At 49.0% G+C, this 20,425-nt stretch carries 20 protein-coding genes; 14 read left to right on the top strand and 6 right to left on the bottom strand.

Going from position 1 to position 20,425, the window contains the following annotated elements; translation table 11 throughout:
* Positions 1-2 precede the first annotated feature (2 nt).
* The gene (locus tag B5P39_RS11495) at positions 3-755 is read left to right on the top strand and encodes a Nif3-like dinuclear metal center hexameric protein (RefSeq protein ID WP_088211605.1); all 753 of its coding nucleotides are present in this window, start codon (positions 3-5) and stop codon (positions 753-755) included.
* Between the two features lie 110 nt (positions 756-865).
* Here the strand turns inward: B5P39_RS11495 and B5P39_RS11500 are convergent, their stop codons facing one another.
* Complete coding sequence (locus B5P39_RS11500; protein WP_023267346.1) at positions 866-1,822, bottom strand: AEC family transporter; 957 nt, start codon at positions 1,820-1,822, stop codon at positions 866-868.
* Positions 1,823-2,113: 291 nt separating this feature from the next.
* A complete protein-coding gene (gene metG / locus B5P39_RS11505) occupies positions 2,114-4,144 on the bottom strand; it encodes a methionine--tRNA ligase (RefSeq protein ID WP_088211606.1) in 2,031 nt (676 codons plus the stop codon).
* 160 nt (positions 4,145-4,304) lie between these two features.
* On the opposite strand from metG, the gene apbC reads away from it, so the two are divergent.
* From apbC to B5P39_RS11550, 9 genes are all read left to right on the top strand, one after another.
* Positions 4,305-5,420, top strand: a complete 1,116-nt coding sequence (gene apbC, locus B5P39_RS11510) for an iron-sulfur cluster carrier protein ApbC (RefSeq protein WP_088211607.1) — start codon at positions 4,305-4,307, stop codon at positions 5,418-5,420.
* Between the two features lie 11 nt (positions 5,421-5,431).
* Complete coding sequence (gene udk, locus B5P39_RS11515; RefSeq protein ID WP_011072566.1) at positions 5,432-6,070, top strand: uridine kinase; 639 nt, start codon at positions 5,432-5,434, stop codon at positions 6,068-6,070.
* Positions 6,071-6,099: 29 nt separating this feature from the next.
* Positions 6,100-6,681, top strand: coding sequence for a dCTP deaminase (gene dcd, locus B5P39_RS11520; RefSeq protein WP_011622434.1), 582 nt, complete (start codon positions 6,100-6,102; stop codon positions 6,679-6,681).
* Between the two features lie 5 nt (positions 6,682-6,686).
* Positions 6,687-7,496 carry an aminodeoxychorismate lyase gene (gene pabC / locus B5P39_RS11525; protein ID WP_088211608.1) on the top strand — a complete coding sequence of 270 codons (810 nt, stop codon included), beginning with the start codon at positions 6,687-6,689 and terminating at the stop codon, positions 7,494-7,496.
* A complete protein-coding gene (gene mltG / locus B5P39_RS11530; RefSeq protein ID WP_088211609.1) occupies positions 7,493-8,503 on the top strand; it encodes an endolytic transglycosylase MltG in 1,011 nt (336 codons plus the stop codon). Before pabC ends, mltG begins: the two co-directional genes overlap by 4 nt.
* Positions 8,500-9,129 (top strand): dTMP kinase, encoded by a 630-nt coding sequence (gene tmk / locus B5P39_RS11535; RefSeq protein WP_023267341.1) that lies wholly within the window; start codon positions 8,500-8,502, stop codon positions 9,127-9,129. The genes mltG and tmk overlap by 4 nt, the downstream gene beginning before the upstream one ends.
* Positions 9,123-10,079 carry a DNA polymerase III subunit delta' gene (gene holB / locus B5P39_RS11540; protein ID WP_088211610.1) on the top strand — a complete coding sequence of 319 codons (957 nt, stop codon included), beginning with the start codon at positions 9,123-9,125 and terminating at the stop codon, positions 10,077-10,079. Before tmk ends, holB begins: the two co-directional genes overlap by 7 nt.
* Positions 10,080-10,085: 6 nt before the next feature.
* Positions 10,086-10,412, top strand: coding sequence for a PilZ domain-containing protein (locus tag B5P39_RS11545; RefSeq protein ID WP_011622439.1), 327 nt, complete (start codon positions 10,086-10,088; stop codon positions 10,410-10,412).
* 129 nt (positions 10,413-10,541) lie between these two features.
* Entirely contained in the window at positions 10,542-11,330 is a 789-nt protein-coding gene (locus tag B5P39_RS11550) for a TatD family hydrolase (RefSeq protein ID WP_088211611.1), read from the top strand.
* A 323-nt stretch (positions 11,331-11,653) separates the two neighbouring features.
* Here the strand turns inward: B5P39_RS11550 and rsmF are convergent, their stop codons facing one another.
* Positions 11,654-13,102, bottom strand: a complete 1,449-nt coding sequence (gene rsmF, locus B5P39_RS11555; protein ID WP_088211705.1) for a 16S rRNA (cytosine(1407)-C(5))-methyltransferase RsmF — start codon at positions 13,100-13,102, stop codon at positions 11,654-11,656.
* Positions 13,103-13,247: 145 nt separating this feature from the next.
* On the opposite strand from rsmF, the gene B5P39_RS11560 reads away from it, so the two are divergent.
* Positions 13,248-14,474, top strand: coding sequence for a nucleoside recognition domain-containing protein (locus B5P39_RS11560; protein WP_088211612.1), 1,227 nt, complete (start codon positions 13,248-13,250; stop codon positions 14,472-14,474).
* A 163-nt stretch (positions 14,475-14,637) separates the two neighbouring features.
* On the opposite strand, the gene B5P39_RS11565 is transcribed toward B5P39_RS11560, so the two are convergent.
* From B5P39_RS11565 to B5P39_RS11575, 3 genes are read right to left on the bottom strand one after another with little or no spacing between them, the layout of a single operon-like run.
* Positions 14,638-17,274: an MlaD family protein gene (locus B5P39_RS11565; protein ID WP_088211613.1), complete on the bottom strand. Its 2,637-nt coding sequence runs from the start codon at positions 17,272-17,274 to the stop codon at positions 14,638-14,640.
* Positions 17,261-17,878 carry a paraquat-inducible protein A gene (locus B5P39_RS11570; RefSeq protein ID WP_088211614.1) on the bottom strand — a complete coding sequence of 206 codons (618 nt, stop codon included), beginning with the start codon at positions 17,876-17,878 and terminating at the stop codon, positions 17,261-17,263. Before B5P39_RS11570 ends, B5P39_RS11565 begins: the two co-directional genes overlap by 14 nt.
* A gap of 1 nt (position 17,879) precedes the next feature.
* Positions 17,880-18,515, bottom strand: coding sequence for a paraquat-inducible protein A (locus B5P39_RS11575; protein ID WP_088211615.1), 636 nt, complete (start codon positions 18,513-18,515; stop codon positions 17,880-17,882).
* A 206-nt stretch (positions 18,516-18,721) separates the two neighbouring features.
* On the opposite strand from B5P39_RS11575, the gene B5P39_RS11580 reads away from it, so the two are divergent.
* The 3 genes from B5P39_RS11580 (at position 18,722) to proQ (ending at position 20,415) form a co-directional block, all read left to right on the top strand.
* A complete protein-coding gene (locus B5P39_RS11580; RefSeq protein ID WP_088211616.1) occupies positions 18,722-19,021 on the top strand; it encodes a YebG family protein in 300 nt (99 codons plus the stop codon).
* 15 nt (positions 19,022-19,036) lie between these two features.
* Positions 19,037-19,495 carry a GAF domain-containing protein gene (locus B5P39_RS11585; protein ID WP_088211617.1) on the top strand — a complete coding sequence of 153 codons (459 nt, stop codon included), beginning with the start codon at positions 19,037-19,039 and terminating at the stop codon, positions 19,493-19,495.
* Positions 19,496-19,773: 278 nt separating this feature from the next.
* Complete coding sequence (gene proQ / locus B5P39_RS11590; RefSeq protein ID WP_086017251.1) at positions 19,774-20,415, top strand: RNA chaperone ProQ; 642 nt, start codon at positions 19,774-19,776, stop codon at positions 20,413-20,415.
* The last annotated feature ends 10 nt before the right edge of the window (positions 20,416-20,425 follow it).

Here is a 20,425-nt window from a genome sequence, read left to right on the forward strand (position 1 = left end):
AAATGACACGGACAGAATTAACCCAATATTTAGCCGATTTTTTGCGCGTATCGGCCTTTAAGGATTACGCCCCGAATGGGTTACAGGTTGAAGGGAAAGCAGAGATCCGCACCATAGTGACAGGTGTGACGGCATGCCAAGCGTTAATTGATGAAGCGATCCGCCTCAAAGCCGATGCGATTTTGGTTCACCATGGCTTTTTCTGGAAGAGTGAACCTGAGGTGATCACTGGCATGAAGCAGCGCCGGATCAAAGCCTTACTCGCCCATGATATCAACCTGTTTGGCTATCACTTGCCCTTAGATGCTCATCCTATGTTGGGCAACAATGCCACACTTGGCCGCAAACTTGGGATCCTCGATGCCGAAGCGGTTGAAGATGTGGCGCAGGGGCTCGTGTGGCGTGGCAAACTGGATTTACCCGTCAGTGCCAGTGAATTTGCCGCGACCTTAGGTGAGGTGCTCGGCAGAACGCCACTGCATATTGGAGAAAGTTCGGATGAAATCCAGCACTTAGCTTGGTGTACCGGCGGCGCTCAGGATTATATCGATATTGCCGCAAGCCTTGGGGTCGATGCGTTTATCAGTGGCGAAGTGTCCGAGCGGACGTTCCACAGTGCGGTGGAGCAGGGTATCCACTACTATGCTGCGGGTCACCATGCGACCGAGCGTTTTGGCATTGAGGCGCTGGGGCGTCATCTCGCCCGCGAATTTAATTTAGTGCACCATTTTGTGGATATCGCTAACCCTGTCTAATGGCGTTGCCTTATCGACATTCAGTAACTGAAAGGCGAGCCATGCTCGCCTTTGTCTTATATAAATTAACCCTAAGTTCAAATCAGCCCTAAGTTTGAATAAACCTCAGTTTAAATAAGTCCTAGGGTCGACAGGATAAAAATGCCTAAGGTGCAGGTGAGCAGTGAGCAAACTGTGGTGAGGGCGATAATATTGGCGGCTAGGGTGGCATTTCCCCCCATGGCCCGCGCCATCACATAACTTGCCGCCGCCGTGGGTGCGGCGCTCATCAAAAACACTAAGGCCAGTTCCACACCGCGATAGCCAAGTATCAAGGCTCCTAGGGTGATAAATAGTGGAGCAAAGATCAGTTTTAAGGCGGTCGAGAACCAAGTGGAATACTTTTCATGCCTGAGTGATCCAATATCCAGTGAGCCGCCGGTGCACAGCAGTGCTAAGGGCAGCGTCATATTAGCAAAGTATTGTCCGGCATCGAGGACCATTTTAGGCACAGGGATCGCCAGCAGATAAAACAGCATGCCGAGCATAATGGCAATGATCAGCGGGTTTTTAGTGATGGTTTTAATGATCACCGCAAAGGCGCGGCGGCTCGACTCCTCTCCCCGTGGGCTTAAACAAATTACGGCTTGAATATTGTAGAGCAGCGTCATGGACGCCACATAAACGGCCGCTAAGGCAACGCCCGATTCGCCGTAGGCATTAGAGACATAGGCTAAGCCGATAATGGCGGTATTGGCTCTAAATCCCCCTTGAATGATGACGCCTTGATCCTTCGGCTCGGGGAAAAATCGTTTCGTCGCGTAGGTCGAGAGGATAAAAAACAGTAAGTTGGCTAATAAGCCATAACCGATTAATGGCGCACTGGCGGCAAGATCGTGATGCGAGCTGATGATGCTGAGGAACAACAGCGCGGGCAGGGTGACATTAAAAACCAGCTTAGAGGCGACATCAATAAAGTGCTCATCAATCACTTGGGTGCGTTTAAGCATCACGCCTAAGGCTAACATTAAACAGATGGGACCGGTTATTGAAGCAGAAAACAACAGCTGCTCAATGATATTGCCCATAACTTCTCCTCGAAAATTCCATAGTGCGTTGCCGCTGAAACCGTGCGGCTTAACGATTACAAAAGTGATTACAACAGCAATTACAACTCAACCATGACTACTTGTGATTGCCGCCTCGCGATTAACGCTTAGCCACAGGCGCGATAGTGTCGCACAGTGAGTCGCTTGTCGAGAGCACATCAACTTACACTTCCAGAAAAGCGTAACGGGATGTTTTTACCAACAAATAAGGCCGCATTAAATGCGGCCTTATATCAATTTTGCAGTAGCTTGACTCGTGTTTAGCCTAGCTTACTTCACACGCATGCCAGGTTGTGCGCCTTCGTGGGGTTCTAAAATCCACAAATCGCTACCACCTGGGCCTGCTGCCAGTACCATGCCTTCTGACATACCAAAACGCATCTTACGTGGCGCAAGGTTGGCGACCATAACAGTCAGCTTACCTTCGAGATCTTCTGGCGAGTAGGCCGATTTAATGCCTGCAAATACCTGACGGGTCTCGCCGCCGATATCCAATTGCAGTTTTAACAGTTTGTCGGCTTCGGCCACATGCTCGGCTTTGACGATACGCGCAATACGCAGATCGATTTTAGCGAAATCTTCAAAGTTGATGGTGTCGCTAATCGGATCGGTCGCCAGTGGGCCCTTAGGTGCTTCTGGCTCGCTCGTGGCTTGCAGGTTTTCTTTAGAGTCGGCCACCATGGCGTTAACCTTGTCTAATTCAACACGTTGCATCATGGCTTTGAACGGTGCAATTTCGTGTCCCGCCATATCTTGATTTAGCGCGTCCCAAGTTAAGGTCTGTTGGAAGAAGGCTTCAACGTCCTGGGCTAAACGTGGCAACACAGGTTTTAAGTAAGTGACCAGAATACGGAACAGGTTCAGCGCGTTCGAGCACACTTGGTGCGCCGCTTCCTGTTGATCGTCTTGCTTCACTAACTGCCAAGGTGCTGCGTCGGCGACAAAACCGTTGGCGATATCGGCCAATGCCATGATTTCGCGCATTGCTTTACCGTATTCGCGGGTTTCATAGAACTCGGCGATTTGCTCTTGCTTAGCTAAAAACGCATCCGTAAGCGTGGTGTCGGCAATCTTGGCCAACTTGCCATCGAAACGCTTAGTGATAAAGCCAGCGGTGCGAGACGCAAGATTCACCAGCTTACCCACTAAGTCTGAGTTTACGCGTTGTACGAAGTCTTCTAAATTCAGATCGAGATCGTCGATACGGCTGCTCAGTTTGGCGGCGTAGTAGTAGCGTAAGTATTCAGGATCTAAGTGGTCTAAATAGGTGCGCGCCTTAATAAAGGTGCCCTTAGATTTAGACATTTTAGCGCCGTTGACCGTTACATAACCGTGGGCGTAGACGCTGTTAGGTTGGCGATAATCCGAGCCATGGAGCATGGCCGGCCAAAACAGGCTGTGGAAGTAAACGATATCTTTACCGATAAAATGGTAAACTTCGGCCTTAGAATCTTTAGCCCAAAATTCGTCGAAGCTCAGCTCGGGGCGTTTGTCACAGAGGTTTTTGAATGAGCCCATGTAGCCGATAGGCGCATCTAACCACACGTAGAAGTATTTGCCCGGTGCATCTGGGATCTCAAAACCAAAGTAAGGCGCATCGCGGGTGATGTCCCATTGCTGCAGACCCTGTTCGAACCATTCGTCGAGTTTGTTGGCCATTTCGGTTTGCAGTGCACCCGAGCGAGTCCACTCTTTGAGCATGTCTTCGAAGGCAGGTAAGTCGAAGAAGAAGTGCTCAGTGTCCTTCATCACAGGTGTCGCGCCCGATACGGCAGATTTAGGGTTAATCAGCTCAGTTGGACTGTAAGTTGCGCCACAAGCATCACAGTTGTCGCCGTATTGATCCGGTGATTTACACTTAGGGCAGGTGCCTTTGACGAAGCGGTCTGGCAGGAACATCGACTTTTCAGGGTCAAATAACTGCGAAATGCTCTTGCTCTTGATATAGCCATTAGCGCGCAGTTTTAAGTAAATATCGCTCGCCAGCACGCGGTTTTCTTCACTGTGGGTGCTGTGATAATTATCGAAGGCGATATTAAAATCGGCGAAATCCTGCTGATGCTCTTTGTTGACTTGAGCGATCATTTCTTCAGGCGCCATGCCTAATTGCTGCGCCTTGAGCATAATCGGTGTGCCGTGGGCGTCATCGGCACAAATATAGTGGCACTCATGTCCACGAAGCTTTTGATAACGCGACCAGATATCCGTCTGGATGTATTCCAGCATGTGACCTAAATGAATCGGTCCGTTCGCGTAGGGAAGTGCGCTGGTCACGAGAATTTTACGTAGTGAAGTTGCCATCTTGTCTCAAATATCGTGGTGGGCCAAAAATAATGGTAGAGATACTAACCGATTACAGGATGATTTTCATCAAAACCTGAGTCGATTGGGTTAAATCTGCGCTAATGTTTTTGTCATTATCTGGTACACTTGGGCAAATTTATTGGTGGGGGTAATTCTTTTGTCTTCAACTCAAACTGATTATCGTTTAAGTGACGATCTTCTCGGGCCCGTTCTGGCCATTCTCGATGCATATATCGACCCGTATTTAGCTAAGGGGTTAGTGAGCGCAGGATGCGTGAATAAATTGGCGATTGAAGGTAAGCGTTTGCAGCTTGGCTTAGTCTATCCATACCCTTGCATGACCCAATACCGTGATACTGTTATGGCTCTCACCAACAAACTCGCGGTGCTGGATGCCATCGACGAAGTTGAGTGCGAAATCGATTTCCAACCAAAAGTGTATTCGGCGATTGCTTCTATCGCACCGATTGCCAATGTGAAGCAAGTGATTGCCGTCGCATCAGGCAAAGGCGGTGTGGGTAAATCGACCACAGCGGTTAACCTTGCCTTAGCTCTTGCGGCAGAAGGTGCCCAGGTGGGTATTTTAGATGCCGATATCTATGGTCCTTCCGTGCCTTTAATGCTCGGGATCCCCAACTTCAGACCCGTTTCCCTCGATGGTAAACACATGAGCGCCGCCAGTGCTCATGGCATTGCCGCCCAATCTATTGGTTTTATGTTAAGTGGTGATGAAGCCGCAGTATGGCGTGGTCCTATGGCGGCGGGCGCGCTTGTGCAGCTGCTCAATGAAACCCAGTGGCCTGAATTGGATTATTTAGTGGTCGACATGCCGCCGGGGACTGGTGATATTCAATTAACCCTGTCACAAAAAGTGCCAGTGAGTGGCGCTGTGATTGTGACAACGCCGCAGGACATCGCACTGGCCGATGCCAAGAAAGGCATCACTATGTTCCAAAAGGTGAATATCCCGGTCCTTGGGATTGTTGAGAATATGAGTTTCCATTTATGCCCCGAGTGTGGTCATAAAGAACACCCATTTGGTACGCACGGTGGCAGTAAAATGGCCGAGCGTTATCAAGTTCCATTGCTAGGCGCCTTACCGCTGCACATCAATATCCGTGAAGCCATGGATGTGGGTGCGCCGACGGTTGTGGCCGAGCCTGACAGTGAAGTGGCAGCACTTTATCGGGAAATTGCCCGTAAAGTGGGCGCCGAATTGGCTCTCAAACAGAGTCAAAAAACAGTTTCTATTAGCGTATCAGATGACGAGTAAGGTTTAAGGGTATGAATTCTCAGCAGTGTGTCATTATTGCAATTGCTGGCGCGTCAGCATCGGGCAAGAGTTTAATTGCCAAGACGATTTTTGACGAACTTCGCCGCGATTTAGGCACAGATCAGATTGGGGTAATTAACGAAGACGCGTACTACCGCGATCAGAGTCATTTATCCATGGATGAACGTGTGTTAACAAACTACGACCATCCTAAGGCGTTAGACCATCAGCTGCTATGCACGCACTTGCAGTTGCTCAAGTCTGGCGAAGCTGTTGATATTCCTTGCTATAGCTATACCGAACATACGCGTATGGCCGAAACTGTGAAAATGACACCGAAAAAAGTGATCATTTTAGAAGGCATTCTGCTGTTAACAGACCCTAAATTACGTGAATTGATGGATGCGAGCGTGTTTATGGATACGCCGCTGGACATTTGCTTCCTGCGCCGTTTAACCCGCGACGTGGCCGAGCGTGGCCGTACGATGGAATCGGTGATTTCACAGTACAAGAAGACAGTGCGTCCTATGTTCCTGCAATTTATTGAACCTTCAAAACAATACGCTGATATTATCGTGCCTCGTGGCGGTAAAAACCGTATCGCGACCGATATTTTAAAGACTCGTATTCAACACCTACTGGCAAAATAACGACTAAAACTCAGGGAGTAAAAGGCAAGATGCGCTTAACCGATATCGAAATTGAACAGGCCCTTGATAACGGCTCGATTGTGATTGAACCTCGCCCAAGCAACGATGCGATTTCTGGTGTGAGTGTCGATGTGCGATTAGGGGGGCAATTTCGCGTCTTTAAAGATCATACCGCGCCTTTTATCGACCTGAGTGGTCCGAGTACGGAAGTGCAGGCGGCGCTTGATCGGGTGATGAGCGAAATTATCGAAATCCCTGACGGCGAAGCCTTCTTCCTGCATCCTGGTGAATTGGCGCTCGCCGTGACCTATGAGAGCGTGACGTTGCCCGCCGATATCGTCGGTTGGCTCGATGGCCGCTCTTCACTGGCGCGTTTAGGTCTGATGGTGCACGTGACTGCGCACCGGATTGATCCAGGTTGGCAGGGTAAAATCGTGCTCGAGTTTTATAACAGTGGTAAGTTGCCTTTAGCGCTGCGTCCACGGATGACCATTGGTGCATTAAACTTTGAACGTTTAAGCGGCCCAGTGGCGCGTCCTTATAACAAGCGTAAAAACGCGAAATATAAAGATCAGCAAGATGCGGTCGCCAGCCGTATCAGTCAGGACTAATACCCTTGATTTGGGTTAATGGGGTATCACAGGCAAGCATTGCTCCCATGGACAGAGGGCTTGCCTATGGTGATGGCCTATTTGCCACGATGCGAACCGATGCGCATGGCGTTTTGTTTTTTGAGCAGCACCAAGCCCGTCTAACGGCTGGCGCTGCGCGGCTAGGGTTCGACTGGCAAATGAGTCAAGCCCTAAGCCAACAACTCGATACTCTCGCCAAGCAATACCCACAGCACTGTATTAAATTGATGCTCACGCGGGGCGTGGGTGGCCGCGGCTATGCGCCGCCAGAGGTGGTTCAAGTCACTGAAGTCGTCTCAGTTCATCCAATTCCTGCCCAATATGCTTTGTGGCAGCAACAGGGCATTCGCCTTGCGACGTCAGCGGTCCAATTAGGCCATCAACCCTTATTGGCGGGCATAAAGCACCTTAATCGCCTCGAGCAAGTGTTGATCAAATCCCAGCCCTTACCACAGGGTTTTGATGATTGGTTGGTGCTGGATTGCGCTGGGCAGGTGATAGAGTCTTCGATGGCCAATATCTTTTTTGTCAAAGGCAATCAAGTGATTACCCCATCGTTGGAACGCTGCGGTGTTGCGGGTGTGATGCGCGAGCAAGTTATGTTAGCCTTACTAGCACAGCAGATGAACATCGATTGTTTGCCGTTTGGCGCCGAGCGTTTAGTGGAGTTTGACTCGGCATTTATCACTAACAGCGTCTTAGGCGTAGTGGATGTGCTGGCGATTGACTCGCACACTTTTACTCCTTCTCCTTTGACAGCAGATCTTAGACAAACACTTTCACTCTCACTATGAAAAAAATCATTCTGATCGCAAGTTCTACTTTGTTGACCTTGCTGACCTTAGCTTGTTTGGTTGGTTATTGGGGCTATCGAACGATTATTGATTACAGCCAAACCCCCTTAGTCTTAACCGAAGCCAAAGAATTAACCATTGCCCGTGGCACCAGTGTGCACCAATTAGCGCAGCAGTTAGAAACCGATGGTGTTATCCAAGACAAATGGAAACTCAAATGGTTACTGAGATTGCGCCCAGAGCTGGCGAAGATCCGTACCGGTCTTTACGAGATGTCTCCTTCGCAGTCGATTGCCGACTTACTCAACGATTTAGTTAATGGCAAGGTGAAAACCTTTAGCCTGACTTTAGTCGAAGGCAAAACCATTGCCGAGTGGGAACAACAACTCGCGAGTGCGCCGCATTTACAGTTGTCCCCCGAGGTCTTTAGTGCGGTATTGATGGAGCAGGGCGATGATTCGGCGCTGCCCGAAGGTAAATTCTTCCCCGATACTTATCATTACACTGCCGATAGCGATGCTAAGGCGCTGCTGACCCAAAGTTATAAGATGATGGAGCAGGAGCTTGCCAAAGCATGGGCGGAGCGTGTGCCCGGTTTACCACTCAAATCGCCCTACCAGATGCTGATCTTGGCATCGATTGTTGAGAAAGAAACTGGCCAAGCCTTCGAGCGCGATCAAATAGCTGGCGTCTTTATCAATCGACTCAATCTGGGGATGAAGCTGCAAACCGATCCAACGGTGATTTACGGCATGGGTGACAGGTTTAAAGGCAATATTACCCGTAAAGATCTCGTCGAAGAGACCCCCTTTAACACCTATCGGATTTTCGGTTTACCGCCAACGCCGATTGCTGCGCCAAGTAAGGCGTCATTGCAGGCGGTGTCTAAACCTGCCAAGGTCAGTTATTTGTATTTTGTGTCGCGCAACGATGGCACCCATGTGTTTTCCACCACCTTGGAAGAGCATAACCGCGCCGTCGATATTTATCAGAGAAAGAAAAAATGACCCAAGCATCCGCCAAATTCATCGTTGTTGAAGGACTGGAAGGCGCAGGCAAATCGAGTGCGATTGCCCTTATTCGCGATTTTATTGAAAAACATACTGGCCTTGCACCCGTGTGCACCCGCGAGCCAGGCGGTACGCCGCTGGCCGAGCGCATTCGTGACTTAGTCAAAATTGCCGACCCAAGCGATCCTCTGTGTGATGAGTCCGAGTGTTTATTGATCTACGCCGCCAGAGCTCAGCTCGTCGCCAATGTGATCAAACCCGCGCTCGCAGAAGGCAAGTGGGTGTTAGGGGATAGACACAATCTTTCATCCTTAGCTTACCAAGGCGGTGGACGTGGCTTAATGCCCTTAGTGGAAGCCGTGAGTAACGCGACGCTCAAAGGTTTTAAACCCGATTTAACCCTCTATCTTGACCTTGACCCAAAGCTTGGGCTGCAGCGCGCAGCAAAGCGGGGCGAGCTTGATAGAATCGAGCAACAAGCCATCGACTTTTTTGAACGGGCGCGCGCAACTTACCTCAAGCTTGCCAGCGAAGATGAGCGGATTGTCGTCATCGATGCTAGCCAAACCATGGCCGAAGTGCATAAAGATATTCTGGCCGTGTTACAGGCGATGGCATGGTAACGCAAAGCGGATTTGATGTATTGACCCTGCCTTGGCTCGACGCGCCAAGACAGGCGTTTTTAACCCAGTTACAAACCCAAAAAGTCCCCCACGCGCAACTCGTAGGTATCGATTCCGCCTATGGCGGTGAACTCTTGAGTGTGTTTATGGCGCGCGCCGCCATGTGTTCACAACCCACTCCTGCGGGCGGATGCGGTTTTTGTAAGTCCTGCCAGCTATTTGATGCGGGTAATCACCCTGATTTTTATCAAATTGAGGCCGATGGTCATCAAATTAAAGTCGACCAAATCCGTGAGCTGTGTACTCGCCTGAGTGCAACCGCCCAGCAGAGTGGTCGGCGTGTCGCCATCATTCACCACAGCGAGCGCTTAAACTCTGCTTCTGCCAATGCGTTACTCAAGACGCTTGAAGAACCTGGCAAAGACACTTTACTGCTATTACATTCCGATACGCCTGCGCGTTTAATGGCAACGATCAGCAGCCGTTGCCAGCGGCTTCCCTTTGTGGCGCCGTCTAAGATATTGATCAAAAACTGGTTAATTCAGCACTGTCAGATCCAAGAGGATGTGACTTGGTGTTTGAGTGTGGTCGGCGGCCCATTAAAGTTGGCCGAAAGTTTGCAGACAGATGGAACACAACTGAGTCGCTATCAAACTTTGCTAGGTTTTCGCAAAGATTGGGCGCAAAGTTTGTCGTCAGGCCATCTGTGTGCTAGTTTGTTAACGATAAGTGAACAACAAATCATTGATGCTCTTAAGGTTTTATACTTACTCCTGAGACAAATTTTACTGAAGTACGGCGACCAAGATGCGTTTGTGCAAGCGCAAATAGGGAACTTGGCGGCGAAAATCATGGGAATGTGTCATAGCTTAAGTGCAATGCCGAGTGTCAATTATTTAGGCTTGTGTCAAAGTTATGTCTTAGAATATAGAGAAATAACAAATAAGTAACATGCCATGGTCGATCTTGTCGTCAATTTTGATACCTTACATCAGCTTTACCGCGCCTATATGCCGTTTATTAAACCGGCAGGGCTGTTTGTCGCCACTGGGGAAACTCATTACCTCGGTGAGACGTTAACCATCGCCTATCGTTTACCCGGCGCGACCACCTCAAACGAGTTTCGTGGCGTGGTTGTGTGGATTAATCCGCTGGGTGCGTCGGGCGGCCGTCCCGTGGGGATTGGGATTAAAATCGTTTCAGATCCCGACAGCCATAAACACCATATCGAAAAATTATTATCCCGTGAGCTTGCTTCGGGCGACTTAACCTGCACTATGTAACTTTTATCGTGGTCAGCTAGGGCCTACACTGAGTATTTAGGGCTGAGTGAAGCCTTAGCGGAATTTGACCTCGATCCCATCGCTGAGTATCCTTGTGCTCCTTTTTTGTTTCTCTGTGTGGAAATTGCTGTGCTTATCGATTCACATTGCCATCTCGATCGCCTGAAAGCGGCGCCCGATCAACAAACCTTAGAACTCATCCTCGCCAACGCTAAGGCGCGCGGTGTCGACTATATGCTCTGTGTCAATGTGCGCCAGCAGGGATTCGAGTCGATGCGTGACAAGGTTGCTGCTTTCGAGCAAGTGTTTTTGTCTTCGGGCGTGCATCCGCTAGATGTGAAAGACGGCCTCGATGTTGAGCAAATTCGCCGCTTTGCGATGGTTCCGAAAGTGGTAGCCATTGGTGAAACCGGCTTAGATTATTTTTATGCCGATGAGACCAAAGCCCTGCAACAACAGTGTTTTGAGCAACAAATTGCCTTAGCGGTTGAAGTCAATAAGCCGCTGATTGTGCATACCCGCGATGCCCGTGAAGACACCATCAATATGCTCAAAGCGGGGCAGGCGGACAAAGTCGGTGGCGTGTTGCATTGCTTTACGGAAAACTGGGAAATGGCCAAGGCGGCGATTGACTTAGGTTTTTATATTTCCGTTTCTGGCATTGTGACCTTTAAAAATGCCGGTGAGTTAAGAACCGTGATCCGTAAAGTGCCGAAAGAGCGTTTATTGGTGGAAACTGATTCGCCTTATCTTGCACCTATTCCACACCGAGGACAGGAGAACCAACCCGCCTATGTGCGTGATGTGGCCGAGTTTGTGGCAGAGCTGCGCGGAGAACGTTACGAGGAGCTTGCCGAGTACACCAGTGAGAACTTCTTTAACTTGTTTAAGGATGCGGCCCGTTTAATCGGCCGATAAGAGGTGTAACACCTGCTTGAGTCTACAAAGACTAAGCCTTTCCTTAAGCGTTGTGAGTAAAGTGGCAGTCAATAAGCTCGCTCTATAAAGCTAAAACCCAAAAGCTTAACTCATTAGGCGTAAGCCCATAAAAAAAGGCCCAAAACGATTCCAGCTGTTTGGGCCTAGGGGAATGGCTCGTTGAAGAGCCGTGCGCTACAGATGAAAGCGCCATGCAGTGCGCTTTACAATAGACTCAGTGTAGTTGAGTTTAGTGTGAGTGACACTTTCTCTATTCCCTTTTTTAGGTTATTTCTCGCTAAAAAATCGCCGATTTATAACCGTTATGCCTGTGGTGGTAGCAATAGGACTTTATCTTTTACTAAGTCTCTGGGCAGGCTGTTTTTTAATTTATTGCCTAAATGTTTAGCCATGCCTAAAGGCGCACCGCCATAACAGACAATCACTTCGCCTTGAGCTTTGCCCGCCGTATCGAGGGGAATATCTCGTCCCATCAAATATTCTTTCGCCTGCTCATCGCTTACTTCGACGACTTTCGCGCCATTTTTTGCCCCAGCTTTAAGCGCTTTACCCGCAAGTGCGATAATGGCTTCATGGCGGACTTTAAAGCCATGCTTACTGTGGTCGGCAAGCTTCACCCCAATCCGCTGAAAGCGCATTTTGCCAATAAAGTCTCTAAATTCATGGGGGAAGAGCCAAAACTCATCGTCGCGCACCATAATGAGATCATCGGGCAGTTCGATACCCAGATCATCGGCAAAATAGGCTTGAATGGCTTTGGCTTGTTTGGCACTCGCCTCCGTAAAGGGGAAATTATTTTGTAATTTAGGCTCAGGTTGTAAGCGTGGCACCGAGCGGGTTTTCGTCAGCTTAGCGACAAAAAAGCCTTCACTGTCGTAAATTTGCGGCCAAACGTGCAAAAAGCCTTCTGGCGTTGTGGCTTTTTCAGCACCATCAAACAATTGGCTTAAGGATTCAAATTGCACCGCATCGCCATAGGTTTGCTGTAAATATTCGCACACGCCTTGGTTTTCGAGCCGATTAAGGGTGCAAGTGGAATACACCAAACTGCCGCCCGGCTTTAACGCCAAAAAGGCGGATTCGATTAACGCCTTTTGGGTTTCGCTAATTTCGATTACTTCATCAAGGGACCAAGATTTTAACGCGTCCGCATCTTTACGAACTGTGCCTTCACCGCCGCAGGGGGCATCAATCAATACCGCATCAAAACTTTCATACAGATACTCGCCAAATACCCGTCCATCAAAGTGGGTCAGGGCACAGTGACTGGCGCCCATACGCAGCACATTGGCATGGAGCACTTTGACACGGCTGGCGGAATATTCGTTGGCGACTAATAAGCCTTGATTATTCATTAATGCCGCCATTTGAGTGGTTTTAGAGCCGGGCGCCGAGGCTAAATCTAATACACATTGCCAATCCGCATTCGGGGTAAATAGCGCTGTGGGGGGCAACATGGAGCTGGCTTCTTGGATATAGAACAATCCCTGAATATGCTCTAGGGCGTTACCGAGCTGCTCTTCTTCATCGTAGCTTATCCAGAAACCATCTTCACACCAGGGAATGGGCTCAAAGGTCCATCCTTTGGGCTGCATTAACTGCTTAAAGTCTTCACTGCTGATCTTTAAAGTATTGACGCGAATCGAGCGACGTAGTGGTCTCGAACAGGCCGCAATAAAGTCATCCATTGAGAGATGGGCGGGCAGTTCTTGGGCAATAGTATTGATAAAATTTTGATTTAATTGAACCATAACGGGATTAGGCTGTGTATCAACTGCGGCAAGTATATCATAATCCCTTACTGGGCTGGGATTTTCTCCCTTGGCTTTTGCCATCAAAAACCAGTCATTAAAGCAACATAAAGACAAGCATAGATAAAAATAAGGAAGGGGCAGAGTGCTAAATCGGGTGTGGTTAGTGTTTTTCCTCACATCGCTGCTGGCGATGGCGGTACAGCTATTTAATGGGCATATCGACGTACTTGCCAACGCGGTAGAGGCCCTGTTTGACAGCGCTAAACTCGCCGCTGAAATCGCCTTAGGCTTAGTGGGCGTTTTGTCCCTGTGGATGGGATTAATGCGAATTGGTGAAAAGGCAGGGGTTGTCGGGGCGATTGCCTTTGTGTTTGAGCCGCTGCTGCGCCGCTTAATGCCCGAAGTGCCCAAGGGACACCCCGCATTTGGCAGTATGACGATGAACTTAACGGCCAACGTATTTGGGCTAGATAATGCCGCAACGCCATTGGGACTTAAGGCAATGCAGGATTTGCAGAGTCTTAATCCGGTCAAAACCGTCGCGACCAATGCACAAATTCTATTTTTAGTGCTCAATACTTCCTCGGTGACGCTAGTTCCTGTCACAGTGTTTTTGTACCGTGCCCAACAGGGCGCAGCCGCACCTGCGGACATTTTTTTACCCATTCTCCTCGCCACGTCTGCCTCAACCTTAGCGGGGCTTTTGACCGTCGCTGTTGTGCAGCGGCTTTCACTGCTCAATGCCGTGGTGCTCGGATATGGCGCAGTACTGCTGTCGGCATTAGTTGCCAGTGGCTTTTATTTGATGACCTTAACGGCAGACGCGATTGGCACAGTGTCGACCGCCTTGGGCAACGGGGTATTGCTACTGTTAGTCTTCTGTTTTGTGCTGGTGGCTGGCGTGCGAAAAGTGGCGATTTATGATGAGTTTATCGAAGGCGCCAAGACGGGATTTAACCAATCGATTCAACTTATTCCGTATCTGTTAGCCATGCTACTGGCGATTGGCTTACTCAGGGCGTCGGGCGCGTTGGATTACCTGCTGCAATTGATTGCCAGTGGGGTGAGTCTTTTCGGGTTTGATACTCGCTTTGTCGATGCGATGCCAACCGCGTTGATGAAACCTTTTAGCGGTTCGGGGGCGCGGGCGATGATGCTCGAAACCATGGCGCACCATGGTGTAGACTCCTTTACGGGCCGCTTGGCGGCGATTTTCCAAGGGAGCACTGAAACGACTTTTTATGTGCTGGCCGTTTACTTTGGCTCCGTTGGGATCCGCCATGGTCGCCATGCACTCGCCTGTGGTTTAACGGCTGACTTTGCGGGGATCTGCGCCGCGATTGCAGTTTGTTATTGGTTTTATGGCTAAGGATGCAATGGCGAAGAGCTGATTGATGGCGATGGTAAACACCGTCGCTTTAGCTGATACAAATCAGGCGCATTAGAGTTTACCTAATGCGCCTGATTTTTAAGTGACATAGAATTCGCTTGGCTTATTATCAAGCTGGCCAAACTACAGATAAGGCTTGATTTTATTGGGCCGGAGCCCATTCCTGCCATTCGCTCTGAGCTTTGTGTTGCAACTTAATCACAGCACCTTGGCTTAAGCGATTACCTGCTTGTGTTGTTTCCTTGGTGGCGACATTAATGCCGCCCGCCAATAGGGTTTCGAGCGAGCCAGCTTCAATTTGCGCCCCGGAGAAAATCCCCACATCGACTTTAATACCTGAAGCGTCCCAGAACTGACTGCTCTGATTCACTAAGTGACTGTACTGCGGCTCAATATGCGCTTGCATTAGCACACTGTTGCCTTGAGACGATAGACTATAACCATCGATTTGGCCGACTTTAATGCCACGGAAGAAGATAGGCGTGCCGACTTTCATCGAGCCAAGGTTGCTATCTTCTAAGGTAAACTTAAGCGCATCTTTGGCCACGTTGGCATAGCTGCTCTCAACCAATTTGGCTTGGAATTGACTCGCCTTTTGGTTGCTCTTACCCGGTAACACACCAATATAAGGCCCAGTGATTAAGGTTTCTGGCGCTTTGATCCCCGCTAAGGAGATTTGCGCATCCACCATATGGTACTCAGTATCACTGCGGCTGAAGTGCTCGGCATAGTCGCCATAGAGATAAGCCGTTGCCGTGAGGGTAGTTAAGTCGGCATTGAGCTTAACTTGCGTCACTTCACCCACCTGATGGCCTTGGTAACGAATGGCAGCTTTGGCAGCCAATTTCGCCGAGGCGGGTAAGGTGAGTTTGATGGCTTGAGCCTGAGCTAAGGCGAGCTGTTTACTTTCGTATAGTTTAAGTGCCGCATTCGGTTCAGCCGTTGAACTATCCAACAAACCTAAGCTGATGCTGCCCTTTAACGCGCCCTGGAGTGGCGCGACGGCGACATCAATACCCGCAAGACTGGCGCTGACATCCACGGCACTGTTGCGCCAAAACACTTTAGGTTTTTGTACTAAGGGTTGGAACTGCTTATCGATAGCGATCTTAATCGCAAAGTCTTCAGTTTTACTCTGCCAGTTGACCGACTCAACACTGCCGATTTGCATTTTTTTATAGTAAATCGGTGAGCCTTGGCTGACATCGGCGCCATCGACGCTACTGAGGGTAAAGTACACACGTTGCTGCCGAGCAAAAAACTGTTTTGCTTCATCTATCGAGCTAAAGAGTGACAGGCGAGTATTGGCCGCAAGCGGTGTGTCGCTGCTTCCTGGAATAAGACTCACAGCCCCTTTGGTGAGGGTAGCCATATCGCGGGTTTTCACCGACACTCCATCGAGTGATGCATCGATGCTCAGAGCCGACTCGGGGATAAAATAGCTATCACTGCGAACTAAGCTGGCAAACTCAGGTTGCAGCTCGAGTTGATATTCAACGGCCGACAGATCTTTAGTTAATTTCACCGCCAGCACCTGACCGATAGGCAGCTGCTTGTAACGCACTTCAGCGCCAGCAGTGAGCCCCATATTTTCAGTTGAGGTGATAGTGAGCTGACGTTTCTTGGCCTTAAGTAGATCGGGCGCCGACTCTTGCAGGGCAAAACTACTAGGTAGCGCAGTATTGGCATTGGTGCCGGGTAAAAAGTTAATCACGCTGCCCGTGAGTAAGCGTTCGGGGTTTTTGATCCCAGAGAGCGAAATATCGGCGCCTTCAAGCCAAAACAGCCCGTCACTGGTTAACAGGTTAGCGTATTCAGGCTCAAACTTTGCCACCGCAGTCACGCCTGTCGCGGTGAGTTGTTTGCTCTGCAGGGTGCCAATGGTGATGCCGCGATACACAATGCGAGTGCCTTTATCAATCGCATTGCCATCGTTCATGGTCAGGCTGACTTCAATCCCGCCAAGGGCGCTAGTTTCGGAATCATAGAGGGCAAAACTGTCACCATTTTGTGCCGCAGGCGCTTTATCATCGGAGCTGAAACTCACGCCGCCAGCTAGAATCGAAGCAAGGCTCTCAGTGTTGACTTTAATGCCCGCTAAGCTGGCGTCGACTTTCACGCCGGAAACGTTCCAAAAGTGAGAGTTTTTCTTCACTAAACGCGCATATTGCTCTTGGATAAAGGCGCTGATAATGACTCTGGCGTTGCCGTCTAAACGGTAGCTGACCACGCTGCCGACGGGGATCTGACGAAAGAACACTGGCGAGCCTACGTCCAACGAGCCGAGCTTATCGGCCGTCAGTTCAATCATCACCCCTTCAGTACCGATTTGCATCGGTGGTGGTTGACGCTCGGCCTCGAAAAAAGTGGCGGTATTGCCTTTACCGGGCTGAATTGCGATATAGTTGCCCGAAAACAGCGCATCTAAGCCTTCAACACCTGTGATGCTGGCTTTTGGGGTGACTAACCAAAAGAGGGTCTCTTTATTTAAGAAAGGCTTAGCGCGATAGTCCATCATGACTTTGACGTTTACGCCCTTAAGATCCTCATCGATACCAATGTCTTTCACCTTACCGACGGTAAGACCTTGATATTTTACTAAGGTTTTACCCACATCGATCCCCGTGGCACTGGGGAAGTGGATCTGAATTTCAATGCCCGATTCTTTGATGCTCTTAATGCCCAGCCATGCGCCGAGTGCGAGCGCCACAATTGGGAGCAGCCAAATCGGCGAAAAGAGTTTTTTCTTCACAACTTTTGGCGATTCAATTTGTGTCATCTTGAGGTTCCAATCGATCCCAGAGTAAACGAGTGTCTAAAACTTTTGCGGCAAGTTGCGTCAGTAAAATCACCAATGCAAACGCCGTGGCCGCAGGTGCAGGCTTTGCATCGAGGAGTTGCCCCATATTGACGAGGGCAACGGTTAGGGAAATCACAAACAAATCGAGCATTGACCAGCGGCCAATCCACTCAATCACATGAAATCCCACCATGAGTTTTTTTTTCGAAATTGGCAGATTAAAACTGATGGCACAGAGGTAAGTGGCCAAACCGATAATTTTCACCCAAGGCACTAAAATACTGGCAATAAACACAATAATGGCGATGGGCAACATATCCGAATGCACTAAATGGATAATCCCCGAAAAAATCGTATCGTGGCGCACTTGCCCCTGATTGGTGAGCATTGTAATAGGGTAGAGGTTGGCGGGAACCAACAAAATGGCGGCGGTGATCAGCAGCGCCCAACTTTTTTGTAAGCTGCTGTGATCACGGACATGGAGTTCGGCCTCGCAGCGGCTGCAGTGACTATTCTCACTGTTATTGAGCTGCCTGCACACTCGGCACAGGCACAGGCCTAAGTCTTTTCCCTGTTGCTGCATCTTAGTGTCGCTCCTGCATGAGAAGACTCCACATATGCTCAATATCGTATTCACGCTGCAGGAACAGAGTGACTAAAAAAAGCATGGTGAAGCAAAAGGTGCCCATTCCAAAGTAAATATCAGAAAAATCAGACAATTGAAATGAAGAAACCAGAAAGCTAATCACATAAATCTCCAGCATAGTCAGCTGGGATAATAGCCCTTGCAGTTTTAACAATTGCTTTAGACTGCGGCGCCAAAAGGGGCTGCCAAGTCCCCATTTGACAATCAAAATCTGGCTGAGGATCGATAAGATCAACAAACCCGGACCAATCACGGCGGCGGCGAGCACGGCTAGCCCAACGACCCAATAACCTTGGTCGAACACCGCAAAGGCGCCCTGAAACACTGTGGTGGTGCGAATACTGCCCAAAAAGTGGATTTCAAGCACCGGGAAAAAATTGGCGGGGAAATAGAACACCAGCGCGGTAATGCACAGCGCCAGCATGCCGTTTACTGAGCAGTATGGAGTGTCATAAAGTGCGGTGCTGCAGCGCGGGCATAACGCCCTAACACCCGTAGGTAGGGCGCGCTTTCGAATGGCCAAGTCGCAGGAACGACAGAGGATTACAGAGTTTTCTGCTGTATTTTCATGCATATAAAAATATTAAATTAGCCCCAAAGCCATTGAGATTGCGCAAATAATCCGTAAACGAGCAGATTATCCAATGAGACATCAAACAGCTTGACCCATCTCGACAACGAAAAGCGGTCTCATAATATCAGAATAATCAGAACACTTGCATCACTAGTTCACTTTATGTCATCCTGATTACTGTATATAAAAACAGTGCGAGGGCAGTCATGGCAGTTATTACACAGTTTGTCGTGGTAAGAGAAGGGGTGGAGAAGATGACATTCATATCGAAAAAGGAGGCTGATGCCTACGATAAGATGCTCGACATCGCCGACAACCTCATTCCATTTATTCAAAAAGCGCAGCTCGGAATTGATGAAACCGTGAGCGAACAGCTCGCATTCTATTTTGCTAACAATAAAGATGAGCTGACAAACTTGCTTAAAGGCGTAGTTCAAGTTAATAGTACGCCATCAAAACAAAATGCAGCGAAGAAAGCGCCTAAGAAGGACGACGCTGCCGAATAATTTTTTAGGAAGTCTATGAAACCGCAATTTTATGAGTCACTGAATCGTCAAGCGCTGGCCTTACTCGAGGGCGAGGATGATTTAGTGGCTGCCATGGCTAACTTTTCTGCCTTGCTGAACGATAACCTGACCGAACTCAACTGGGTGGGTTTTTACGTGATGCGTGGTGACCAACTGGTGTTGGGTCCTTTCCAAGGTAAAGTGGCCTGTACCCGTATTCCTATGGGTAAGGGCGTGTGTGGTACCTCCGCGCAAACCAATCAGACGCAGCGTGTCGCCGATGTGCATCAATTTGATGGTCACATTGCCTGCGATTCGGCCAGTAATTCTGAAATTGTTATCCCAGTCCGCGCCGATGGTAAGGTCGTGGCCGTGCTGGATATCGATAGCCCTATTTTTGACCGCTTCGATGAAGAAGACCAAAAGGGCTTGGAATTATTGGTAAAAAGCTTCGAAAACTGCCTATTTGCTTAATTTGCGTACAATAACGCATAATTCATAGTCGCAATCGGTGGCGTGCGCCTTATAATAGCGCATGCACTGATAAGGCTTATTTTGAGCACAGCTGAAATAAGCCTGATAGGTTCAGCCGTGAAAAATTGTTAACTTATATTTTTTAACTTTAGTTAACTCGGCGAGAATGCTAATTTGTACTTTGGCTCATATGTGGGCTTAACCAAGATAAACGACTCGTAAGAAGCTGATTTTTATCACCTCGGATTCGATGTCCCTTTTTAACTGTGGAAGTAATGATGGAATCAACAGATAAGTTGACCGACACCAACGCAATTTTGGCGTATTTGTATGAAACATTTCCTTTGTGCTTTATTGCTGAAGGTGAAACTAAGCCATTAAAAATCGGATTGTTTCAAGATTTGGCTGAAAGGTTGGCTGATGATTCTAAAGTCAGTAAAACTCAACTGCGAGTTGCCTTAAGACGCTACACCAGCAGCTGGCGCTACCTGAAATCGGTAAAAGCCGGTGCACAGCGTGTAGACCTCGACGGTCAACCATGCGGTGAGTTAGAGCAAGAGCATATCGATCATGCTCAAGCTATGTTGAAAGAAAGCCAAGATAAAGCCAAAGCTAAGCGTGCTGCTCAAGCACCTAAAGCGGCACCTGCTGGCAAAGCGCCTGCGAAGAAAGCCCCTAAGAAAGTGGCTGTACCTGCACGTAAGACTGAGCGCCCAGCAAAAGCAGCCCCTAAGGCTGAGCCTGCGGTTAACTTAGTGCAAGCGCAATTGACCGATCTAACCAAGAAGCAACGTGTCAATGTTAAGTTAGGTATGACGCCAGTAGCCGGCGTGATCACCGACATTAACAAAGAGGACATTCATGTTCAGCTGGATAGCGGCTTAACGGTAAAAGTGAAAGCGGAACATATCCTGCTGTAATCATTTAATC

Source organism: Shewanella sp. Shew256, from assembly GCF_002196695.1.
GTDB classification, from domain to species: Bacteria; Pseudomonadota; Gammaproteobacteria; order Enterobacterales; family Shewanellaceae; genus Shewanella; species Shewanella mangrovisoli.